The sequence below is a fragment of the Synergistaceae bacterium genome (genome assembly GCA_017443945.1).
In the GTDB taxonomy this organism is placed as follows: Bacteria; Synergistota; Synergistia; order Synergistales; family Aminobacteriaceae; genus JAFUXM01.
The window spans coordinates 1-23738 of sequence record JAFSXS010000059.1 but is presented as its reverse complement, the minus strand read 5'-3'; the positions used below and the strand labels follow the sequence as shown (position 1 = coordinate 23738).

20 protein-coding genes, 1 tRNA gene and 1 pseudogene are annotated in these 23738 nt (G+C 42.9%); 10 read left to right on the top strand and 12 right to left on the bottom strand.

What is annotated here, in order from left to right; all coding sequences use genetic code 11:
* The 5 genes from IJT21_06245 to IJT21_06225 all read right to left on the bottom strand — a co-directional run.
* A partial coding sequence (locus tag IJT21_06245; GenBank protein ID MBQ7577844.1) for a carbohydrate kinase occupies positions 1-880 on the bottom strand: 880 nt, incomplete at its 3' end.
* Between the two features lie 122 nt (positions 881-1002).
* On the bottom strand, positions 1003-2379 hold the full coding sequence (locus tag IJT21_06240) for a hypothetical protein (protein ID MBQ7577843.1): 1377 nt from the start codon (positions 2377-2379) through the stop codon (positions 1003-1005).
* Positions 2380-2494: 115 nt separating this feature from the next.
* Positions 2495-2929: a hypothetical protein gene (locus tag IJT21_06235; GenBank protein ID MBQ7577842.1), complete on the bottom strand. Its 435-nt coding sequence runs from the start codon at positions 2927-2929 to the stop codon at positions 2495-2497.
* Positions 2926-4245: a UDP-glucose/GDP-mannose dehydrogenase family protein gene (locus tag IJT21_06230; GenBank protein MBQ7577841.1), complete on the bottom strand. Its 1320-nt coding sequence runs from the start codon at positions 4243-4245 to the stop codon at positions 2926-2928. Before IJT21_06230 ends, IJT21_06235 begins: the two co-directional genes overlap by 4 nt.
* Before the next feature lie 85 nt (positions 4246-4330).
* Positions 4331-4555: a hypothetical protein gene (locus IJT21_06225; protein ID MBQ7577840.1), complete on the bottom strand. Its 225-nt coding sequence runs from the start codon at positions 4553-4555 to the stop codon at positions 4331-4333.
* Between the two features lie 507 nt (positions 4556-5062).
* On the opposite strand from IJT21_06225, the gene IJT21_06220 reads away from it, so the two are divergent.
* The 10 genes from IJT21_06220 (at position 5063) to IJT21_06175 (ending at position 18689) form a co-directional block, all read left to right on the top strand.
* Positions 5063-5851 (top strand): class I SAM-dependent methyltransferase, encoded by a 789-nt coding sequence (locus IJT21_06220; protein ID MBQ7577839.1) that lies wholly within the window; start codon positions 5063-5065, stop codon positions 5849-5851.
* Between the two features lie 49 nt (positions 5852-5900).
* Positions 5901-5984: transfer RNA gene (locus IJT21_06215), tRNA-Leu, on the top strand.
* Between the two features lie 180 nt (positions 5985-6164).
* Complete coding sequence (locus tag IJT21_06210) at positions 6165-9863, top strand: DNA-directed RNA polymerase subunit beta (protein MBQ7577838.1); 3699 nt, start codon at positions 6165-6167, stop codon at positions 9861-9863.
* Between the two features lie 2 nt (positions 9864-9865).
* Entirely contained in the window at positions 9866-15106 is a 5241-nt protein-coding gene (rpoC, locus tag IJT21_06205; protein MBQ7577837.1) for a DNA-directed RNA polymerase subunit beta', read from the top strand.
* A 72-nt stretch (positions 15107-15178) separates the two neighbouring features.
* Positions 15179-15679, top strand: a complete 501-nt coding sequence (locus IJT21_06200; GenBank protein MBQ7577836.1) for a YhcH/YjgK/YiaL family protein — start codon at positions 15179-15181, stop codon at positions 15677-15679.
* A complete protein-coding gene (locus IJT21_06195; protein ID MBQ7577835.1) occupies positions 15666-16493 on the top strand; it encodes a M28 family peptidase in 828 nt (275 codons plus the stop codon). The genes IJT21_06200 and IJT21_06195 overlap by 14 nt, the downstream gene beginning before the upstream one ends.
* Positions 16448-17188 carry an SDR family oxidoreductase gene (locus tag IJT21_06190; GenBank protein MBQ7577834.1) on the top strand — a complete coding sequence of 247 codons (741 nt, stop codon included), beginning with the start codon at positions 16448-16450 and terminating at the stop codon, positions 17186-17188. The genes IJT21_06195 and IJT21_06190 overlap by 46 nt, the downstream gene beginning before the upstream one ends.
* Before the next feature lie 18 nt (positions 17189-17206).
* Positions 17207-17716: a hypothetical protein gene (locus IJT21_06185; protein MBQ7577833.1), complete on the top strand. Its 510-nt coding sequence runs from the start codon at positions 17207-17209 to the stop codon at positions 17714-17716.
* Positions 17717-17779: 63 nt separating this feature from the next.
* A complete protein-coding gene (locus tag IJT21_06180) occupies positions 17780-18172 on the top strand; it encodes a hypothetical protein (protein ID MBQ7577832.1) in 393 nt (130 codons plus the stop codon).
* Entirely contained in the window at positions 18114-18689 is a 576-nt protein-coding gene (locus IJT21_06175) for a hypothetical protein (GenBank protein ID MBQ7577831.1), read from the top strand. The genes IJT21_06180 and IJT21_06175 overlap by 59 nt, the downstream gene beginning before the upstream one ends.
* A 177-nt stretch (positions 18690-18866) precedes the next feature.
* Here the strand turns inward: IJT21_06175 and IJT21_06170 are convergent, their stop codons facing one another.
* The 7 genes and pseudogenes from IJT21_06170 to yiaK form a co-directional block, all read right to left on the bottom strand.
* A complete protein-coding gene (locus tag IJT21_06170; protein ID MBQ7577830.1) occupies positions 18867-19247 on the bottom strand; it encodes a type II toxin-antitoxin system death-on-curing family toxin in 381 nt (126 codons plus the stop codon).
* Positions 19240-19401: a hypothetical protein gene (locus tag IJT21_06165; GenBank protein ID MBQ7577829.1), complete on the bottom strand. Its 162-nt coding sequence runs from the start codon at positions 19399-19401 to the stop codon at positions 19240-19242. The genes IJT21_06170 and IJT21_06165 overlap by 8 nt, the downstream gene beginning before the upstream one ends.
* A 112-nt stretch (positions 19402-19513) precedes the next feature.
* On the bottom strand, positions 19514-20530 hold the full coding sequence (locus IJT21_06160; protein MBQ7577828.1) for a zinc-binding alcohol dehydrogenase family protein: 1017 nt from the start codon (positions 20528-20530) through the stop codon (positions 19514-19516).
* Between the two features lie 16 nt (positions 20531-20546).
* Positions 20547-21461 carry a ketopantoate reductase family protein gene (locus IJT21_06155; GenBank protein ID MBQ7577827.1) on the bottom strand — a complete coding sequence of 305 codons (915 nt, stop codon included), beginning with the start codon at positions 21459-21461 and terminating at the stop codon, positions 20547-20549.
* Positions 21458-22153, bottom strand: a complete 696-nt coding sequence (locus IJT21_06150) for a cyclase family protein (protein MBQ7577826.1) — start codon at positions 22151-22153, stop codon at positions 21458-21460. Before IJT21_06150 ends, IJT21_06155 begins: the two co-directional genes overlap by 4 nt.
* Positions 22154-22171: 18 nt before the next feature.
* Positions 22172-22624, bottom strand: a complete 453-nt coding sequence (locus IJT21_06145) for a YhcH/YjgK/YiaL family protein (GenBank protein MBQ7577825.1) — start codon at positions 22622-22624, stop codon at positions 22172-22174.
* Positions 22625-22649: 25 nt separating this feature from the next.
* Positions 22650-23690: pseudogene (gene yiaK / locus IJT21_06140) on the bottom strand (3-dehydro-L-gulonate 2-dehydrogenase).
* Between the last annotated feature and the right edge of the window lie 48 nt (positions 23691-23738).

Sequence of the window (23738 nt, the reverse complement as noted above, 5' to 3'; positions counted from 1 at the left end):
TAAAGATTAATGCGTTACCTTTTTTGCTCAAGCCCGGAATAATCCCATTCGTAGAAATACAAAACATCGAACACGTTCCTGCAACGTCGACAGCATGTCCCTGTTCAAAAACTCCGCACGCTAATAATGACTGCATTGTGTCGCCTGCTCCCGCGCAAATGGGTATTCCTTCAGGGAGTCCGGTAAATTCCGCTGCCTCACGCGATAACTTGCCGATTACGTCATAAGGCTTCTTTATCGCAGGCATTAAATTTTTGTCGATACCTAAAATTTTTAACTGTTCGTCCGACCAAGTTTTATTAATCACGTTATAACCGAGTCCCCAGCCGGACATCGCTCCCCAGTCAATAAAGGCCGAGTCAGCTTTCAAGCCAGCAAGACGCATTAAAATATACGGGGCATTGTGAACAAATTTTTTGATTCGCTTAGAGTCGGGGAAATTCTTTAACAGCCAGCGCGCAAATAATGCAGGAAATAAGCACAAAGGCTCAGGGTTTCCTGTCTCACGCGCCCATATATCAAGATTCAACGAACATAAATAATCCGCGTCTGATTGAGTCCTTGAGTCCAAATAATTTATATAAGGAGTAATCGCGATTCCGTCCTCGTCAACGCCGGCAATTCCGCAAATTATACCGTCGCCCATTATTGAACGGATTGAGTCGAGGGAAATATTTTTTTCGCGCAAAATTTCAACACATTTCTTCATGCCCTTTAACGCGAGCGAGTAATATTCTTTCACGTCCATTTCTACCCAGCCGCTATTGGGATAATAAAGAGTCGTCGGATTCACGTTGACTGCGATTTGATTCCCGTTTTCGTCGTAAATTGCAACCTTAACGCTTTGAGTACCTGCATCGAAGCAAATATAATGATTCAAGTAAATGCACCTCCGCAAATATTATAGCGCATACGAAAACGCCCCTTCAGCTGTTCACTCTCGAACAAAAGAAGGGACGCAAACTATTTTGTTGTGTTAGTTCTGGTTAGGGGTTAGTGTAATTACTGCTTTCTGCGTAAAGCGAATAAACCGCCGAGAACTGCTAATGCAAGTGCGCTGAATCCTGTCGAGCAACCGCTTGAACCGCCGCCGCCGTAACTAGGTTCTTCTTCACCAGTTGCTATTCTTGTCAAGAGAACGGGCGAGAATTCAGTTTTTGCTGCCGTAATCGAGCCGTTAGATACTGTGAACGCAATATAATAAGGCTTCGTAGCAACTATCTCACTAGCGTCATATACTTCTGTCATATTTGCGTCAACAAGCGTGTAATCTGCGACTGTTGATCTACCAGCTGCGCCGAACGGGAAGAAGAAAATTATGTCCCCGAGTTCATCTTCATAGAGCGTTTCTCCTCTAATGTCGCTAAGATCAAAGCTAATTTGTGCTATGTAGCTGCCGTTATCAAGTGAAAGCAGAGGCATCTGATTTACTTGTGCATATTCCCACGCTTCACTTGTTGATGATGGAAGTTTAGTATCAAATGAACCGCCTACTGCATCAGCCGGAATCTCTTCATACCCGCTTCCAAATTTCGCGGCAAACGCTGTCATAACTGCATCAGGAACGCTTGTAGAGAAATAAGGCGTCCTCTTTGTTGCTTCTGAGGCATATATAGGAACTGAAACTGTTTGAGGGGCTTCATAATCAGAAGCACTTAAAACTGAACTAGCTTCTGCTTCTGAAACCGAGATAGCAGGATCATATACTTCGCCGGCTTCCATCTGAACAACTGCTGTAAGCATGCCCGCTTCTTCTCCATTACTGCCGTCGGGAATAACTGAAACTTGATCACCGCTGCTGTTAAGGAATACTGTCTCTCCCTCTGCTGCTGTTTTTACGGATGCAAGTAAACTGCTGCTCTTGCTGCGTCCAAACAGATCGATTCTAGGTGCTAATCCGTAAAATTTCTCGTTAAACTTCGGAAGAGTTATAGGCTGTGCACCAGATTCCCTTACTCTCATTGGAGGAAGTGCGCCGATTGCTGTTCTGTTTCCGCCTAAACTTGCTAATCTTGCCTGAGCATTTGCCATCTTATCAGCAGCTGAAGTCGAATCTGCAACTTCTACTATGTTGGCATTTGTTCTAAGAGTACCCATAGCTCTGATTGCCGTATTATTCTCAATAGCAGCCTGTACTGCAGCTGTTACTGCTTGAATAATTTGGGCAAGTGTTGGAACGTTAGCAATTTCTACCTTAATAACAGTAACTGTAACTGGCGTTGCTGTGCCGATCTGCTCATACTCTGTTACAACCTCATCTGCTGCAGGTGTGGGGTCAGGTGTGGGGGTAACAGGTACAGGATCGTGTCCCGCTGCAAGTGCTGAACCTGCTGCTGCAAGAACAAACACTGCTACTACTAATGCTAAAACTTTCTTCATAATAAGTAAAGCACTCCTTTCGGAATAATAAATATAAAATATTTCAGTGAATATACGCAGAATTACACTATGCACAATTTTACACTGCGATAAATTTTTGTCAATCGAGATTTTCTCACATTGAAGCGCGCAATAAATTAGGCAAATTTTTATCAGCTTTAAGAGTCCTGATTAAATCTGCACGTTTTGAGTCTTTATCGTCGTATAAATCAACTAACCTGCATTTAATCATCACAGCGCGACTCGAGTCAGGATAATTCTTTAAGCACAACTCTAACATCTCGCGGGCTTCCTTGCGGCGTTCTTCAGGAAATGAATCAAGATATAAATCTGCTAATTCCCAATAAGCTGACTCGCCTTCTTCGGTGCCTTTGCAATTATCTATAATTTTGCGCAAAACTGCTTCTCGTTCTAATGGGTCGCCGTCTTTGCCCAGTCTATTAAATTCTACTTTCAAGATATGCGCTTCACGTTCGAGAGTGATAATATCTTCTCCGAATGCACACCCAGCAACTAACAGGCACGCAATAACTACAAAAATTTTTCTCATGCTTCAGGTCTTCCCATTGAAATATATTCAAAGCCGCGTTTTTTCATGTCGTCGAGTGAGTATAAATTTCTGCCGTCTACTATTAAATTACGAGTCATTAAATTTTTCATGCGCTCAAAATCGGGCTGCTTGTAAATATCCCATTCCGTAACGATTACAAGTGCGTCGGCGTTATTCACAGCGTCGTACATGTCATTTACGTAAACAAGTCCCTTGTGCTCGCCTAAAACTTGTTTGGTCTCGTCTATTGCTCGTGGGTCGCTCGCTTGAATGTGTGCGCCTGCCTCAAGTAATGAACGAATCAAAATTTGCGCGGGTGCTTCTCTTGTGTCTGATGTCTTAGGCTTGAAGGCGAGTCCCCATATCGCGATAACTTTTCCGGATAAATTGTCGAACTTGGCCGAAAGTTTTGCGAATAAAGATTTTTTTGCGCGCTCGTTCACGTCGTCAATAGCTGTTAAAATCTGAGGCTCATAACCTGCAGCACGTGCAAAGTCTCTTAATGCTCTTACGTCCTTTGGGAAGCATGAACCGCCATAACCGCAGCCGGCATTCAAAAATTTTTTACCGATTCTAGCGTCAAGGCCGATTCCTCTTCTTACGTTCTCGACATCTGCTCCAACGTGTTCACAGATTCCGGCCATTTCGTTCATAAATGAGATTCTGCACGCGAGCATTGAATTAGCTGCATACTTTGACATTTCAGCTGATTTAGTGTCCATGAACAATAATTTTGCAGGCTCTAAGAATGAATAAAGGGTCTCGAAAATTTTTCGTGATTCAGGATCGTTTATTCCTATTATGACTCTGTCGGGCTCAAGAAAATCTGTAAGTGATGAACCCTCGCGCAAAAATTCAGGATTCGAGGCCATAAATAATTGATAGTTTACATTGCGTGAGTCTAATTCGGATTTGATAATTTTCTGAACGCGTGCATTTGTACCGACGGGAACTGTAGATTTTACAATGACGAGCAAATTTTTTATCATTCCTGCGCCGATGTCATGTGCTGCACTGTCGATATATTGCATGTTTGCGCTTCCGTCGGGTGATTGAGGAGTCCCAACGCAGATAAAGCACGCTTCAGAATCTTTCAACGCTTCAGCAGTCGAGTCAGTAAACTTTAAGCGGCCTTCATTTATATTGCGAGTCATCATTTCCTGCAGGCCGGGTTCATAGAACGGGACAACGCCGTTTTTGAGAGTCTCGACTCTTTCTTTATTCACGTCAACGCAAGTTACATTATTTCCATACCGCGCGAAACATGTACCGGTTACAAGCCCTACATATCCCGTGCCAATTACTGTAAGATTCATAAATAATCACTCCTGAAAAATTTTTACGCGAATGATTATACACTCTTGCACAAAAAAACTCGCCTTTACAGCGAGTCTTTAATATTTAATAACGTCTGTAGCGTCTTGTAACGGCTCTGCGTCGGGATGCTCTTCTTCGTAATGCTCTGCGTCTGACTACTGCTCTACGGCGTGCACTGAGTCTCTGGCTTGAATAAGTGCGTGGACGGTATCTCCTAGAACGAACGCGGGCTTCAGCGTCAAGAGTCAAAGACGACATTACGACTAATAATGCGAGAACTACGGCGAGAAAGCGTTTTACAATTTTCATAAGTAAATACCTCCCATGATAAAAAAATTTTGCTGCGAAATTAATTGCGTAAATTATTAAATTTTTTGCTGAATTTGTTAATGGTAATTATACAGGTTTATGGAGAAATATTTTATTGCGAGTCAGAAAATTTTTGTGTGAAAATTTATGCGTTAATGAAAATTTTTTCTGCGTGAATATTTGCGTACACTAAATAATTTGCACATTTTTGTAGTTGTAAATGTAGTTGTAAAATTATTTTCTTTGCGTGAATGGGATTAATTTATGAAAGCTGACTTATTATAACTCTCACTATGATATAATTGCAATAAATAAAAAATTTTTTCATTGAAAGGGGTTGACAGTTTTGCGCGAAAATTTGTATAATGGCTCGTGGCTCGTGGCTCGTGAAATGTAGTCTTGTAACACTTTCCTATTATTATAGTTCCTACACAAATAAAAATTTTTTATTCGCGGTTCTGTCAGCAGCTTTTATCACAATTTCAAATTTCATCAGGAGTGATTCAAGTGTTCGGAATTAAGCGAATCGTCAAGAATCTTTTGCGGCGTTATAATAATTTCTACGTCAATTCACAAGAAGTAAAGCGCAAGGCCGATTTATTGACATCACAGCAAGGCAGCTTACTCGACAAATATGGATTCGTCAGCGGTACCGACAAAGCGTCTATCATGCCCGGCAGCGATCCTGCGTTTATTGCACATGATTATTTGCGTCATTATGATTATTTATTTCATTCGTTCAGGGGCGAAAAATTTTCGTTAATTGAGTTCGGCTGCTTGGACGGAGCTTCATTAAGGATGTGGGAGAAATATTTTCCTAACGCACAAATTTACGGGGTAGACCTCGACGAGACAGCAAAACGCCACGAGACAGAGCGCATTCACGTTGTAATCGGCGACGCAACCGAGCAGAAAACTTTTGACGAGCTTAAATCGGCAGTAACTCAAGCATTTATTATTCTCGACGACGCTTCACACGCATGGGGAGATCAAAGACGTTCATTTGAGTTATTTTGGGATTTAGTCGCGCCGGGAGGATTTTTCGTTATTGAAGATTTAGTTTGCGGAAGTATGGGAGCTTATCCCGCCTACCCTCCGAAAGTTTTAGACTCTCAGCCGTTTTTTAAATATATGCAGGATAGATGTGAATTTCTGCAATGGTGCCCAGACTGGGAGCCGGAGAAAAGTGCTTATCTCTTCAAATACATGCCAGCCCATATTCAGAAAATTGAACGGGAAATGGATATTTGCGTATTTATCCCCGGTGCTGTAATTGTGCGTAAGAAGAGCTGCTAAAATTAGCACACTTGCAAAAATTTTATACACTGCTAAAATATTTTCACCTGCCCGGATGGCGGAATTGGTAGACGCGCTAGATTCAGGTTCTAGTGATCGCAAGGTTGTGGAGGTTCGAGTCCTCTTTCGGGCATAATTCATTAACAATAAAACCTACAATAAATTTGCGCAAAATTACGGAGATATAACCATGTCGCTTGACGTGTTTGTATCTGTTTGCTAATATTCATCATTGCGCTACGGAAAATTTTTTTACGATATTTGATATTTTTATGATATATGATAAGACAGACTGTCAGGGGAGGTTTAAAATTTGCCTGAGTTTGTTCCAATCAGCAAGACCCGGGAGAGATATACTTTCGGACGCGCTCATGACGTAACAGAAATGCCTGATATGATAGAGGTACAGCGAGATTCGTATCAATGGTTTTATCAGGACAACGTAGACCCCGATTTAAGGGCTTCGCAAGGACTTCAAGAGCTTCTGGAGGAAATATTCCCCATTGAGGATTACAGCGGAAATTATGCTCTTGAGTTTGTGCGCTATACGATTGACAAAGCGAAAATAACAGAGGAAGAAGCAAGGCAGAAGGATATGACGTGGGCAAGGCCGATAAAAGCTACAATAAGGCTCACGAATACAAGAACGCAGGTCAGCAAGGAAGACAAAGAAATTTTCTTAGGGGACTTCCCGATAATGACCGAACGCGGAACATTTATAATTAACGGCACTGAAAGAGTCGTAATTAATCAGCTTGCAAGGTCGGCAGGAATTTATTTCACACATTCCGGCGATTCTTGTTCGGCGAAATTAATTCCGGATCGGGGTGCATGGCTTGATTTTGCTATGGGGCCCGGCGATGTCGTATCAGTTAATATTGATAACAGAAGAAGATTAAACGCGACTCTCCTGTTAAAAGCTCTGGGAGCTAAGAATAACGAAGAAATTATAGACTTGTTCGGGATTCAGCCTGTTTTCATGGAATTTAGCGAGGAAATGCGCGGAAAAATTGCAGCCGAAAACGTTTTTGATTCTGACGGACGATTAATCGTTGCTAAGTGCAGACCCGTAACCCGTGAAGCTCTTGATATTCTTTACAGCAATGATAATAATAATCAGGACGGTATAAACGTTTATGACATGGATCCGTCGTTTGCGCTGACATTCGAGAAGGACGCGACAAAGAGTCCCGATGAGGCAATGCAGGAAATTTTTAGGAAATTGCGCCCTAATGAACCGGCAAGAGTCGAGAACGCACGCGATTATTTTAATGGAATGCTTCAAGATGAGAGGCGTTATACTCTCGGCAGGGTCGGACGCTACAAATTAAATCGCCGTCTGAACATGTCAATTTCTGAAGACGACAAATTATTAACTCTTAGTGATGTAGTTGCAATAATCAAAGAAATGTTTGCCATGAAGGCCGAAGACAAACGCAGCGACGATATTGACCATTTAGGAAATCGCAGAGTACGTTCAATCGGTGAATTATTGCAGAATCAAGTTAGAATCGGTCTATTAAGAATGGAAAGAATCGTCAAAGAACGTATGACGACAATTCCGAATCTTGATGAAGTAACCGGGCGCGAATTAATCAACGTAAGGCCCATTGCTGCATGTTTGCGTGAATTTTTCGGTTCAGGCCAGTTATCACAGTTTATGGATCAGACAAACCCGTTAGCAGAAGTAACACACAGGCGCAGACTTTCAGCGTTAGGCCCCGGAGGTTTGAGCAGAGAGCGCGCAGGCTTTGAAGCTAGAGACGTTCACTACACGCACTATGGCCGAGTATGTCCGATTGAGACTCCAGAAGGTCCAAATATCGGGCTTGTTTCATCGTTGACGACATATGCGAGCTTAAATTCACACGGATTCTTAGTTACTCCGCGCAGAAAAGTTAAAGACGGCAAATTAACGGACGAAATTGTTTATTTATCAGCCGACGACGAAGACAAAAGCTATGTAGCTATGGCAAATACTGAATTAGAGTCAGACGGAATCACGATAAAGGGTGAGACCTGCCCGACAAGATTCGCAGATGAAATAGTTACTGTTCCCGTCGAAATGGTAAATTATATGGACGTTTCACCGCGTCAAATTGTTTCGCCTTCAACAGCTTTAATCCCGTTCCTTGAGCACGACGACGCAAACAGAGCTTTAATGGGATCTAACATGCAGCGTCAGGCCGTACCGTTGTTAGCACCTGAAGCCCCGCTTGTAGGAACAGGAATCGAACACAGAATCGCGCGCGACTCAGGTTCATGCGTTACAGCACTTGATGACGGAGTTGTAACTTATGTAGACAGCGATAGAATCAAGATCAAGAACAATAACGGACGCACAAAAATTTATGAACTAATAAAATTTAGACGCTCGAATCAGTCAACTTTGATTCATCAACGCCCATTAGTGAAAAAGGGTCAGACAGTAGCAAAGGGTGAAATCATTGCAGACGGTCAGGCAATCGAGGGCGGCGAGCTTGCACTCGGTCATAATGTGTTAGTCGCTTTTGTTCCTTGGGAGGGCTATAATTTCGAGGACGCTATTTTATTGAGTGAAAATCTCGTGAAGGAAGACAAATTTTCATCGATTCATATAGAAGAGTACGAAATCGACGCACGCGAAACAAAATTAGGCGCAGAAGAAATTACGCGCGATATTCCAAATGTCGGCGAGGACATGTTACGCAATCTCGATGATGACGGAATTATCAGAATCGGTGCAGAAGTCAGCGCAGGTGATATTCTTGTCGGAAAAGTTACACCCAAAGGCGAGTCGGATCAATCACCGGAAGAAAAATTATTACGCGCAATTTTCGGCGAGAAAGCTAGAGAAGTACGCGATAATTCGTTGAAGCTGCCAAACGGTTCATGGGGGAAAGTCGTAGCAATTAAGCAGATGGACAGACGTTCAAGCCCTGAAGCACTTAGTTCGGGGGTAATTCGTTCTGTAAAAGTTTATGTCGCTCAAAGACGAAAAATTACAGTCGGCGATAAAATGGCAGGCCGTCACGGAAATAAAGGCGTTGTCAGCAGAATTTTACCCGTTGAAGATATGCCGTTTTTGCCTGATGGGACTCCTGTTGATGTTGTGTTGAATCCTTTGGGCGTTCCCAGCAGAATGAATCTCGGCCAAGTCCTTGAAACTATTATGGGATTTGTCGCGCTAAATAACGGCTGGCACGTGTCGACTCCAGTTTTTGAAGGCGCAAACGAGAACGAAATTTTTGCGGAAATGCGCAAGATAGCAGCCTCAAAATATAAAGATTTGACAGAAGACGGAATGATTACGATTCGCGACGGCAGAACAGGCAGGCCAATGGACAAAAAAGTTACTATCGGTTGTATGTATATGCTGAAATTAAATCATTTAGTTGATGACAAGATTCACGCGAGATCTACAGGTCCGTACAGTTTAATAACGCAGCAGCCTCTCGGAGGTAAAGCACAGTTCGGCGGTCAGAGATTCGGAGAAATGGAAGTTTGGGCGCTTGAAGGTTACGGAGCAGCTAACGTCTTGCAGGAAATTTTGACGGTTAAATCTGATGACATTCGCGGACGTGATAAGACCTATGAACGCATTGTAAAAGGTCAAAGCCTCGTTAAACCGGGAGTCCCCGAAAGTTTTAGAGTCTTGGTGAAAGAATTGCAGGGACTCGGACTTGATGTCGATGTTCAATATTCAGACGGCACGCACGGAGATATACCGCTTGAAGACGACGATAAACCAGTATTCAAGGGCAGCAAATCGCCGGAATTTTTCACACCTCAGCGAAAACAGAGAAAGAGCCGCGCAAAACCTCAGCCCGAACCGGAACCGGAGTCAATGCCTGATAATATCGAGCAGCCGTCAAGCATGGAAGATATATTTGAGGATGCACCCGAACAGGAACCGAGCGCAGCAGATTTAATGAATATGCCCGACGACTCAATTTTTGAGGAAGAGCCGAACATGGATAATATATTCGAGGACGAAGAAGACCCCGAAAATTTTAGAGAGGGGGAAATTTAGCCTTGCCAGTGAAAGAAATTACCGGAGTCAGAATCAAATTAGCGACTCCTGAAAGAATACACGAAATCTCAAGCGGAGAAGTTACTAAGCCTGAGACAATAAATTATAGGACTCTGCGACCCGAAACAGACGGACTATTTTGCGAAAAAATTTTTGGCCCGACTCGAAGTTATGAATGCAAATGCGGAAAATATAAGCGTTCAGGCCCGAAATTTAAAGGCGTTATCTGTGAACATTGCGGAGTCGAAGTTACAGACAACAGAGTCAGACGTGAACGAATGGGACATATTGATTTAGCTGTCCCCGTTGTTCATATTTGGTATTTGCGCGGAATCCCCAGCAGATTAAGTTTATTGCTCGGCACAAGCGCAAAGGATCTCGAAAAAGTTATTTATTTCGCACCCACAAGAAAAAGCGAGAAGGCCTACAAGATTATAGAGTCAAAGCGGCCGGATTTAGCTCCCAGAGGTGCAATTGTGTCGGAAAGCGAATTAAAGATTCACGCTCATTATGATGAAACACTTCAATATGAAGAAGCATTCATATTAGAGGGAATTGAAAATGTTCCTGTTGAGGTCGGAGACGTTATAACGGCCTCGCAGGCTGCAAAATATAAGACTGAATACGGCGATGAAAGCATAAAAATTGAACCCGCTTTTGTCTTGAGTGCTGCAAATCCCGATTTAGGACTCGAAGCCGGAGCAGTTGTCCCAGCGTCAAAAGCTGATGATGACTCAGTGCGTGCTAAAATCGGCAATAATGACGCTTTTATCGTAACAAGTGCCGTGAAATTACCCTATGGCAAGGGAGAAATTTTGTCGCGCAGTGAGTTAAATTTTGTCGAGCAGAAATATCCCGGAAGATTCAGAGTCGCCCATCATGAAAAAGTTGTTGACGATCCTTGTCATTTAGTAATTGAGCCGGGGAACTCGCCATTTAACCAAGCTGATGTAATTTATGAACGCCAGCAAATTTTATGTAACGCTTATGATGAAGATTTCGAAGCTGGAATCGGTGCAGACGGAGTCCAGACTCTAATTAACAGGCTCGATCTTGATTTAGTTGCTGACTCTTTGCGTGAACAGATTGCGGACACTACCGGCCAGAAAAAAAGAAAGTTGGTCAAGCGTCTTCAAGTTGTAGAAGATTTCAGGAAGAGTGACTCTCTGCCTCAGTCCATGATACTTAATGTTTTGCCGGTAATTCCTCCGGATTTAAGACCGTTAGTGCAGTTAGACGGCGGAAGATTCGCGACAAGTGATTTAAATGATTTGTACCGTCGAGTCATAAATCGCAATAACAGACTCAAAAAATTGCAGGCTCTCAACGCTCCCGAAATTATAATCAGGAACGAAAAGAGAATGCTGCAAGAGTGTGTTGATGCTTTAATAGATAATGGCCGCGTCGGGAAAGCTGTATTAGGAGCAGGAAGCAGACCGTTAAAGAGTCTTACGGATTTATTGAGGGGCAAAAAAGGCCGTTTCCGTCAAAATCTTTTAGGGAAGCGCGTAGATTATTCCGGAAGAAGCGTTATAGTTATCGGTCCGACTCTGAAAATTTATCAATGCGGACTACCAAAGCAAATGGCGTTAGAATTATTCAAACCCTTTGTGATTCGCAGATTAGTTGAAGGCGGTATAGCTCCTAACGTCAAGAACGCAAAACGCAGAATCGAGAAGGGCGGCGGTGAGGTCTGGGAAATTCTCGAAAACATCATCAAGGATCACCCCGTTATGTTGAATCGTGCGCCTACTTTGCACAGACTTGGTATTCAAGCATTCGAGCCGGTTTTAATGGAAGGCAAAGCAATAAGATTACACCCGATGGTCTGCACAGCTTTTAACGCAGATTTTGACGGAGATCAGATGGCCGTTCACGTTCCATTAAGCATTGAAGCTCAGGCCGAAGCAAGATTATTGATGTTGTCAGCAAATAATTTGTTGTCTCCTGCGAGCGGGAAGCCTGTTGTTACGCCGACACAAGATATAGTTTTAGGCGTTTATTATTTGACTGATATGCGCGACGGACTCAAGGGCGAGGGTATGCACTTTTCAGACATTGATGATGTAATGAGCGCAATTTCTCACGGTGTCGTACATGTAAACGCTAAAATCTGGCTGAAGGACGATCCCGAAAAATGGGGCAAAGTCAGAGGCAGGCGCAAATATTCATACAAGGGGAAAGCTGTAATTGCTGATAATTTAGAGTCAGTAAAGGGGAATCCTCGCATAACATTTTTTGAGACCAGCCCCGGCCGTGTAATGTTTAATAACAGAATCGCTGAAAAATTGAGATTCGTTAATGAGCAGCTCGACAAGAAAAGAATCGGGCGTTTGCTTGATGACGCTTATGACCAAGTCGACAGGCCCGGAGTCGTTGAAATGTTAGATCAAATTAAATCACTCGGCTATCACTGGGCAGCAAGGAGCGGAATAAGTTTCGGCGTTCAGGCTGTGAGAATCCCCGACGAGAAAGCAATTATCACGAGCGAGACTCAAGCGCAAGATAACATCGCAAAAGAAAATTACGAAATGGGACTCTTGACCTATGATGAATATTTAGATCAAAAGAGTAAATTATGGTCAGAAGCTACACGAACTATCGCCGAAAAAATAAAGGAACATATGAGCGTCGATAATCCCGTTAGAATGATGGTCGAGAGCGGCGCAAGAGGTTCACTCGGTCAAATGGGACAAATGGCAGGTATTCGCGGACTCATGGCAGACCCGACCGGAAAAACTATCGATTATCCCATTACGGCAAATTTCCGTGAAGGTATGAATATGCTTGAGTACTTCATTTCGACTCACGGTGCACGAAAGGGACTCGCTGATACGGCATTGAGAACGGCGAAATCAGGTTATTTGACTCGCAGGCTCGTTGATGTCTCGCAGGATTTAATAATAACTGAACACGACTGCGGAACAGATAAAGGAATCAGCATAAGGCCATTATTAAGCGAAGGAAAAGTAATGATCGGCATAGCTGACAGAATCGCGGGCAGAACTGCACTTCATGACATTTTTGCGGGCGATAAATTAATCGTCAAGGGCGGAGAAATCATCACAGAAAGACTCGCAAAGGAAATCGAGGCCGCCGGAATCCAAGAAGTATGGGTAAGAAGCCCGTTAGCTTGTGCACTGAAAAAAGGTGTGTGTCAAAAATGTTATGGAACTGACTTATCATCGCGTAAATTAGTTCCGATCGGTGAAGCAGTTGGAGTCGTTGCAGCACAATCAATCGGCGAACCAGGCACGCAGCTTACAATGCGTACATTCCATACGGGCGGAGTACGTTCGGCAGAAGATATAACGCAGGGTCTTCCGAGAATCGAGCAGTTATTTGAGGTCAGACGGCCAAGAAAAGTTGCGATTCTTGCGGGCATTGACGGCCACGTTGAAGAGATTCGCGCAAATGAAGGCAAGCGCAAAGTTATTGTTGCTAACGATGACGGCACAGAAAAATTGACTCATGCGATACCGTCAGGACAGGAATTACGCGAGGACATAGAAGAAGGCGGAGAGGTTAAGAAAGATACTCATTTGACAGAAGGCAGCGTCGATCCTCAGCAGTTATTAGAGGTTGAAGGCATTGACGCAGTACAAAAAATGTTGGTCGACGAAATTCAATATGTCTATCATTCTCAGGGTGTCAGCATAAATAATAAGCACATTGAAGTAATTTTGCGTAAAGTTGCGCCGTTAAATAAAGTCAGAGTCATTGAAGAGGGCGATACTTCATTTGTTGCGGGCGATATGGTATTTGAGGACGACGTAGAGAAGGTCAAGGCCGAAATTTTGTCAGACAACGAGAAGCGAATCAAAACCGCTGTTGATAATTTTGCGGGCGATGTATTAATCAAAGCTGATAAAGACGAGGATTTACAGGACATTATCGGCAAGGAATTAGACGAGGAATCATTGACGAAAATTTTGACTCCCGGAAGCTCCGTTAATTTATTGACTGTACAGCATGAAGATCAAATTGTTGACGTGATTCTCGGACGTGCAGCCTTCCGCAGAAAAATGGAGGGCATGAGACTCGTACGTGATGTCAAAATCGGCAAAAGTAAAATCAAAAAGGGTATCAAGCTCGGACGCGATGAACTCCGAAAAATTACGGCAGGAGACCCGATTATTATTCGTATCAGAGACAGAGACGCTCTCACACGAATCACAAATAATAAATGGGCTGCTGAAGACGTAATGGCCGGTGTAAGACTGGTACAGCCTAAAGATACGCTCGTAAATGATACTTTTGCGCAGGATATTTCACAAAGCGGTTTGCGTGATATAAAAGTTTGGAGCGCAGTAGAAAAAGTTGATGTCGTCGACTCCCTTAAAAAATTGCTGATGAGCAAAGAATTATGGGACAAAGAATTATTCGAAGACGGTGAAGCAACCGGCAGAAATATTGACTCTCAAGTAATAGAAGATTTTGCGTCAGGGAAAATTGACAGGCTAGAGACTGAAGACGGCATTTTAACGCGTTATGACGTGCTTGTGAAATTCTTGACGAGTAAATTACGAAATAAATTTTTGCTGAGTCTCACTGTTGCAGATCCTTCACTTGTTAAATATGAAGAAATCAAAGTTGGCAGACCTCCGGAAGAAGAGAAGCCCGAACAAGAGTCAGAATCTAACACCGAAGAATCAACGCCGGAATTAGACGAAGCTCTTGCAGGAATCTTTGAAGACTCCGACGATGACGAGGAAGAATCAGCAGCACCAGTTATCGAGTCAAAGCCTGAACCTGAAATTATTGACGACCCCGAAGACGACTCATTATTTAAAGTCAAGCCGGGACTAGAGTTAAAGGCCTCAGTTATTGAACAAATTGCGGCATTGAATCCCCTTGAGATTATCGCGAGGGCAGCAAATGCAAAAATTGATGAATATCACTTAATCCGGGACTTTACATTTGTGCGCAAAATGCGAGAAATGCCGGAGTGCAAACCGTTCATTCATGGAATCACAAAAGCGGCTCTTGCAACAGACAGCTTCTTGAGTGCGGCATCATTCCAGCAAACGGCGCAGGTTTTAGCGGGTGCAGCAGTTAAAGGCGAGTTAGACCCGTTAAACGGCCTGAAAGAAAATGTTATAATCGGACACTTAATACCGGCAGGAACGGGAGCAGACCCATTCAGAGGTATCAGCTACAAGCCCACGCGCAAAAAGGTTGAAGAGAGCGACTCAGAAGTAATAGAGCCTGCTGTAAAGACTGAAGATATTTTTGCGGAATAAAATTTTTTCCCTCCTGTTATAATGCGGGAGGGATTATTTTTTGATTCATTGCTTTTATGGAGGACTGTTATTATGATTTACGGGAATGTGAACAACGAATTTTTTGACACGCAGATAAAATTATTGCCTGCTCCTCTTGCTGCTGCATTGAAATTTTTAAAGAATGAGGACTTAGCAAGCCATGAACTCGGTAAATTTGATATAAAACTTGCTGATACAGATATGATTTTGCAGGTGCTAGACATTGAGACGAGTCCGCGCGAAAAATTGCGTCCTGAGATTCACAGAAAATTTATAGACGTTCAGTTTTTGTGTCTAGGAGGCCCGGAAAACGCTGCATTCTATAACGACGACGGAAGCAATATCGTTGATGAAAATTTATTAGATACCCCGCGCGATATTTTATTTTACAAGAATAATGCTGACATTCGAGAGGGCTTAATACCGCTGGAAATAGGGACGTTCGCGATTTATTTTCCGTGGGACGTTCATGTGCCTGCAATAGCTGTTAATAATAAACCGGCCAAGATTCGCAAGATAGTAATAAAAGTTCCGTTAAATGCGTGTTATTAGCCGTCATGTAAAAAATTTGTCGCTGTGTGATTTACTAGAGAGGCGCAAAGCACTTGAAAGCGTTTTATCAGGCGAGGGAATTAATTACGAAATTAAAGACTCTCAAGGCGGCATAATTAATTACGAATTCGAGTCGGGCATAGATTCTAAATATTTATTCTCGGCTCATTATGATAATTACAGACTTTCTTGCGGTGCAAATGATAACGTCGCGGCGGTCTGCATATTAATTGATTTATATCACGAGTTAAAGTCGCGAAATATTTCCGCAAAATTTGTATTTACCGACGCAGAAGAAAATAATCACGAGGGAGCAAAATTTTTCGCCGAGACTCATAATATGAAGTCATTTGCAGGAGTGATAAATCTTGATTTGTGCGGTTACGGGGACTCAATAGTAATTAACGGCAATATAAAGCGTCTAACAAATAAAAATTTGCTTGGCCGTCATAATACAGAACTCGTGAAATTTTTGCCCGAAAGCGACGATAAAATTTACCGCAAATATAATATTCCCGTCGTAAATATTTCAATTGTGCCGAAATGGGACGTGCAGTATTTGAAGGCTCTTGCGTCATTTGGTGATAGATTGTTGGGCCAGCCGCCTGAATTTGATTTAATTTTTTCGCAGATGGAGATAACGCAGACTTTTCACGGAGGCTGCAAAGATTCGCCGGAATTTATACAGGACTCGGCAATGCAGAAAATTTTTGATTACTTGCTCGACTCAATGACTTATAAACAGGAAGAACAGGAGGAAAAAATATCATGCTTGAAAATATTTTCTCACTTTATAACAAAATTGCGCTTATAACCGGCGGTAACGGAGGACTCGGCGGTGAGATTGCGAAAACTTTTAAAGATTACGGCGCGAGAGTTATTATTTGCGGTCGTAAGGCTGAAGACTCCGAAGATTTTTGCGGGATTAAATGCGATATTACAAATCAGGACTCTATTAATTCACTCATGGACAGAATCGCAAAGGATTTCGGGCGGCTTGATATTCTCGTTAATTGCGCTGGGAAAAATATTTTATTGCCTGCTGAAGATTATGACTCTGACTCATTCTTTAACGTAATGAACTTGAACATTAACTCACTTCACAACATAACGCGCGAGGCCGGAAAAAGATTCATGATTCCTCAGAGAGCCGGCAAAATTTTAAATCTCTCGTCAGTCAAAAGCATTATCGGCACCGACAAAGATTATATTGCATACTGCACGAGCAAAGGCGCATTAAACATGTACACAAAGCAATTAGCATGTGAATGGGGAAAATATAATATCAACGTGAACGCCATAGCCCCGACATTTGTTAGGACGCAGATAAACTCTTTCCAGCTTGACGACAAAAATTTTTATGATTCACTAATAAACCGCATACCATTAGGGCGAATCGGACAGAAAAAGGACATTGCTTCAGCGGCGTTATTTTTGTGCAGTGAGGCAGCAGATTTTATAACGGGTCAAATTTTGTGCGTTGACGGAGGATTGACGGCGAAACAATAAAAATTAATAATTTTGCTTATGAACATTTCAGTAATTCTCATAATACCCTTTGTTGGCGGAGCTATTGCTGCTGGTGCTACGGCGGCTGGGAGTGCTATAGCGTTGGCGGCTGCGTCTGCGATTGGTTCTGCAACAATATGCGGTGTAAGTGTAGCTACTGTTGCAAAGGGTACAGGATTGTTATTTGCGTACTGTTTATTATCGGATATAAAAGCTGATGAGGCAAGGACAGAAGGCGAAAAGCGCGGATACAATAAAGCATCCAAAGAGTACGAGAGTAAATTACGCTCTCAGGCAAAAGAATTTTTCAATCAGCTTGCAAGACTTCAGCATGAAATAGAATCTCATAAACTTTCACGCGAGAAAGCAGAGAAAATCGCATTTGAAGCATTAGAACTCGTCAAAGAAATTGAAGGCTGTGCACGAGGTCTCAAGCAAAAAGGTCTTAGCATTGATTCAGAGACAGCCGGATATTATCAGAATTTACAACAAGTAGAGGCTCAAAGGGAAGCAGCAAAGGCAGCATAAGACAAAATTTTAACGGAGTCTGCAATAAAAGCGGGCTCCATTTTTTCGGGAGTGTGAAAATTTATGAATATTCAAGAAATAATGCGAAGACGGCGGGAATTAAGCGCAGAACTTGAGACTTTGCACGCCGAATCAGCAAAACTTGACTCTCAGACAGATAAAACGATTCGCAACATGCACAAAATAATTGACGAGTCTAACAGGGTCGCAGATGTAGCGCACAATTCTGAAAAAATTCTTGATGACCTTGACCGCGAATTTGAGCAGAAGACTAATTTAAACGGGCTCGATATAACATTTCTTTTTCTTGCGACGGCTATACAGTGCGTGCGATGGTACGTGCTTTCAAATGATAAATTCAGATTCAATTCACACACTGAAGACGATAATTTATTTAATGAAAGGCTTTATCCCAAAGAGTTATCAAGATATTTTGCTTGCTTCAGTGCCTTATGACGCGATAAAAGGAGGCGCGCAATTTGAAGCAGGACTTGCAGGGACGAGCCATAGATTCAGGACGCTGGGACATGATCCGATAATGGGCTGGATATTTGGGCAGGTTAATATTTTGTCGGACTCTCTTACTACATCAGATTTTACGTCATATAACGTAAATAATACGATAATAACGGGTCTGGTGCCTACTCCGCAAATTTTCACGCGCGCATATGAACAGATAAAGGCCGATAAAATGACTTTACCCGCAGCAATATTACGTCAAGCAGTTCATTTCGGGACAGATTATTTCACGAAGCAGGGACTCCCGGTGCCGTTTATTAGCACTATCGATAATGACTTGTCAAAAACTTTGCTGACAAAATTTAACGTCGACATGTGGAGCATTACAAGAGGAGCAGCCCTCGCAGAATTAATAAATTATATTGTCGCATTGATTCACAGATTATTTTATGATCCGGAAAAATACAGCTCGCCAAAAGTCTATGAAGTCAAGACCCGCAAAATAATACGTTAGCGTCAGGAAGCAATATTCTTTACACTGCAATAGCGGCTTGATGTAGGGGGGATTCTTGTAACTTTATGGCACTTGATTCGCGACAGAAAATTTAAGCAGGAAATAAAACGGGAATTTATAACAGAACGCTTTAATGAAATGATACGGGAGCGGCGAGTACCATTTTGAGTAAAAATTTTAATGGGCTTCGTGAGTCTTTATCCATTCGACGAGATATTCAAACGAGATTTCAGAGGCTGCCAGCTTATAGAATAACGAGAATAATTCAAATTCTGTGCAGTCAATTTCTATCCCGTTAATCTTGAGAAATTCTAATACAATTAAAGCCGCGATTCTTTTATTTCCGTCGACGAATGCATGATTTTGCGCAAGACCGAAGCCCAATCTCGCAGCCTTCTCATAAATTGTCGGGTAAACGTCATAACTGCCGAAAGTTTGAAACGGTGCATTTACTGCCGAGTCAAGCAAACCTTTGTCTCTGATTCCATCGCTGCCGCCCGTCGCCCTAATCATGTCAGAGTGCAAAATTATGACTTGTTCTAATGTTATCTCACGCATTTGCAAGTGCCTCGAATGCTTCTCTATGCTGTGCGATTATTCCCCGCGCAATTTTCCTTAATTCCTCTGTGTCCATAAGTTCCCGCTCTTCATTTAAGGACGCTCGAACATCAATATCAACATCATAATTTTCTAAGTCTAAAGCTGTATTCATTGATTGATTCATTCCTTCCTGAAAAATTTTGCTGTTATTATACACTAATGCAAAAAAAATTTTCCCCCGCTGAAGTACTCAACAGGGGAAAAAAAGTTTATTCGCGCTTAAATTAGAATTTAACGATAACTTTCATGTAATTGCCGGGGTTCTTCTCGATGTCAATTATCGCTGCCGGAGCTTCTTCGACTGATACGACCTTCGTTAATAATTTCTCCATGTCGACGCGCTTTGAGTGTATTAACTCTAATGCTTCCTCGAACTCTTTTGCGCTGTTGCGTCCGCCCCTGATGTCTAATTCTTTCTTCGTGATTAAATCTGTCGGGAGACTCGTTTCTTTCTTTGGCCAGCCGGTTAGAGTAATTCTCCCTGCGTGTGATGCATAATCGAGAGCTGCTCTAATCTGTGAATTTGCGCCGGAACATTCGACTACTAACTGCGCCATGTCTCCGCCGGTAATTTCTGCGATTCGTTCGGCTGTGTTCTCATTTGCTGAGTTAATAGTGTATTCAATGCCGACTTTCTTTGCGTAATCGAGTCTTTCTTGAACTATATCGATTAAAATCGCGTGTGCGTTATAAGCCTGTGCAGCCATTGCAGCAGCTAAACCGATTGGGCCTGCTCCGATAACTGCGCAAAATTCGCAAGCCTTGAGTCCGCCTCTGTGAATCCCGTGCAAGCTAATAGTTAAAGGTTCGGCCATTGCTGCTTGTTCCCATGTCATTCCGTCGGGGATCTTCACGAGCATATTTGCAGGATGGCAAAAATATTCACACATTCCGCCGTCTCTGTGAACACCTAAAGTCTGCATATGAGTACAGCAATTTGTTCGGCCGATTCTGCATGGGTAGCACTTACCGCAGAACATATAAGGTTCAGCAACGACTCTATCGCCGGGCTGCAACCCTTTGGGATTATCGGCAGGAATCGACACAATAACAGCTGACAGCTCATGACCGATAATTCTGGGATAACTCACAAGATTATTAGTGCCTCTGAACGCGCCTATGTCAGATCCGCAAATCCCAGCAGACATAATCTTTAATAACGCTTGGCCTTCTTTGGGTTCGGGCTTAGGTACGTCAATACATTCAACTTTGAAAGGCTCGATAATTCGTACTGCTTTCATGAAAATTTTCACCTCGTTAAGATTTTACACTTTCCATCGCATGAATCAGATTCACAATAAATTCATGACAAGGGACACTAACTCCGCATTTTGCAGCAGCTTTCACGACTGAACCGCTTATCGTGTCGACTTCAGTTCTTCGGCCTGCTCTCATGTCAGCGCAAATTGAAGTAATACCGTGCGGGGAATTTTTTGCGACCTCTCTAATTTCGTCAAGTAACGCGTTTTCGTCTGCTTCGAGATTTAATGCGTGTGCGACTGTTACGGCCTCATGCAATAATTTTTTCGTGAGGTTAAATGTGTTCTCGTTTGCAGTGATAAAGCCGATCTCACATTTTAGGACACCAGTAACGGCACTCAATGCGACATTGACAAATAATTTATTCCAGATTAACTGTTGAATATTCTCGTGAATCCTGACATTAAATCCGCACGAGTCAAATGATTCCTTCAACTTTGGGAGGAACGAGTCAGAATCTTTTACGAGCATTCCTACATTTGTATTGCCTTTTCCGCCGTGCCTGACATGACCGGGGGCTAATACTGCGCCGTTGTCTTCAGTTGTGCCGATTATGATTCGCTCAGGTTTCACAAATTCCGACAAAATATCTTCATGGCCTGAACCGTTTTGCAGAGTCATTAAATAAGTATGAGAGTCAATTAAATGCTTGTTGCCCTCAAGTGCTGCGCGCGAAAATAAAGCCTTCACGAACAATATAATCAAATCGACGGGTTTAAATCCTTCAGTTTTTGCGACTGCTTTCGGGTGAAAAATTTTATCTTCGCCGTTTTCCTCAAGTTTTAGTCCGTCAGAGTTTACAGCCTCAATTACTGCCGGATTAGTGTCGATTAAATATACTTCGTTGTTCTGCGAGAGTCTGCCGCCGTAAATTGAACCCATTGCTCCCGCGCCGATTACAGCTATTCTCATTCGGAGAACTCCTTTATACCCTCGATTGCATAAGCATGAACGGGACTCGAGTCAAGTCCTACGATGGGAAGCGGTGCAAATGACATGAAAAATACATCTTTGTGCAGGCTTTCGAGATTCTTCAAGACTTCAATAAATATAATGCCCTCAGCTAATAAAATATCGTGAAATGGCTTTACGTCCTCGTTGCAGTTCTCGATTGACACGCCGTCGCCAAATCCTACTGCTTTGACCTTCTTGGCTTTAAACCATTCTGCTGTCTCGCCGTTGACAAAGAGTCTTTTATCTTTCTCCGTGTTAGTGTCGGGTGTGAAGGGGTTTAACTTGTAAGACGAGTCAATTATCACAATATCGCCCTCACGTACTTTTTTTGCCTCGCGGTCTAAGTCTTTGGCTGTAATGTGCGAATTAGGAGCGCAGGACTCTTTGAAATCTACATAAACGCCGCGTCCTACAAAAGTTGTTAAGGGGATTCCAGTAACGTCCGGCCAGTTATCGTTATGATGATAGGGGCATTCAGCGTGAGTCCCTAAGTGAGTCATGATATCGACGTTCGTGTGAAAATCGGGAATCGGTCCGCCGGTGTTGAAGCGATACAATTTGCAGCGTCGAGTTTCAGTCGCAGGATCAACAAGTTTTGACAGATCGACGAGTCTTAAGCCTCCGCCTAAATCATAAACATTTTGTCTCATGATAAAATTTTCCTCCTGTTATGCTTTAACTTTGATTACAACTTTTTTCACCTTTGCGGGCTGACCGGCTGCGCATCTGGGTTTGTGGGCTTCTTCTGTTGAGACGACGATAAAATCTCCCTCGTTCAATAACACCATGCCGAAAATTTCCGGATCATCATAAAATTTTACGTCTTTGCCTTCCGGAGCGTCTGTCAGCTTGAGACCTTCGCGGGCGCATACTCCGAACATTTCTGCACCTTCGACCATGTACTGAATATCAAAATATTTGTCGTGGGTCTCAAATTTGCGTTTGTCTGCTGGTTCGGTCGTGTAGCTCTGGACTTCCGCAAAAACGTCATCGCCAGAAATTTCGTATTTTCCTAAGGCCATTGACTTAATGTCGTTTTCTGCAAGCCACTTATAGCCCAGCTTGAATTTTTCCGCGAGATAATCATACTTTGCTGCTTCCTTAATTTTTCCTGTGAACATGATAATTTTACCCTCCTATAAAAATTTACTCGATGTGGCCGGCAAATTCCCGACCGTCTGCGAGCGCTTTCACTTGTTCAAAAATTATATCATCAACTTGAACGCCTTCTGACATACTTTTTTTGCGGCGTAAAATCGTGCTTTCTCCCGGACATTTTACGGGGTGAGCGGGGTCGATTGGGTGTGCGCTGTCTGCGATTTTGACTCGACGGTTTAATTTTTCCTGAATCTCGTCATGACTCCCAAACATATACGGATCAACCGCTATAAAAATTTGTGAACAACCTGTGCAGCTGCCTCTATAATTTTCGCCGTCCATGTCAGAACCGACTAACCCGTTAGAAATTGCTGCTGCGGCCAAGTCAAGTGCAATAGCTAGACTCGTGCCCTTCCAATAACCTGTCGGGAGGATTCGCCGTGATTCTTCGATTGCTGCGGGGTCTGTTGTGAGATTGCCTTCTTTGTCAAAGCCGCCCGGATAAGGTAACTGCTTACCTGCGAGTCTGTAAACGCCTAATTTTCCGTAAGCATATTGACTCATTGCCATATCAACGACAATTTGACCGTCTTCACGCGGGATTGCTACACAAAATGGGTTATTGCCGACGCTTTCTACATCGCTCCCCCACATGGGCATACAACTTTCTGTGCTGATCCAGCTTATTCCGACAAAACCTGACTCGGCCATTTTCCACGCATAAGTGCCGCCCCTCATCCAGTGAGTACTATTTTTCAGCGCGACAAGTCCGATTCCGTGTTCCTTTGCAAGAGCCATAGCCCTATCTGAGCAAAAAAGCGCATTAATTACGCCGATTCCCAAATGCCCGTCATAGTTTTCTGCTGCGCCCTTAGCTTTTACGAGTTCACATTTAGCATTTACGTTAATCCAGCCTTTTTTAACGTATTCAGCAAAACGGGGAACGCGATTCATTCCGTGACTCTCGACTCCGTCAGCACTTGATGAACAATGAACATGCGCGCAAATTTCTGCGTTTTCTTCACTGAGTCCGAGATTCAAGAATGCCTGTTTTGTTATTGCTTTGAGTTCGTCAAATTTCACTATCATTTATTGTCCGATACCTCCAATTTTCACTTTCGCCCACGCGCGATGAAC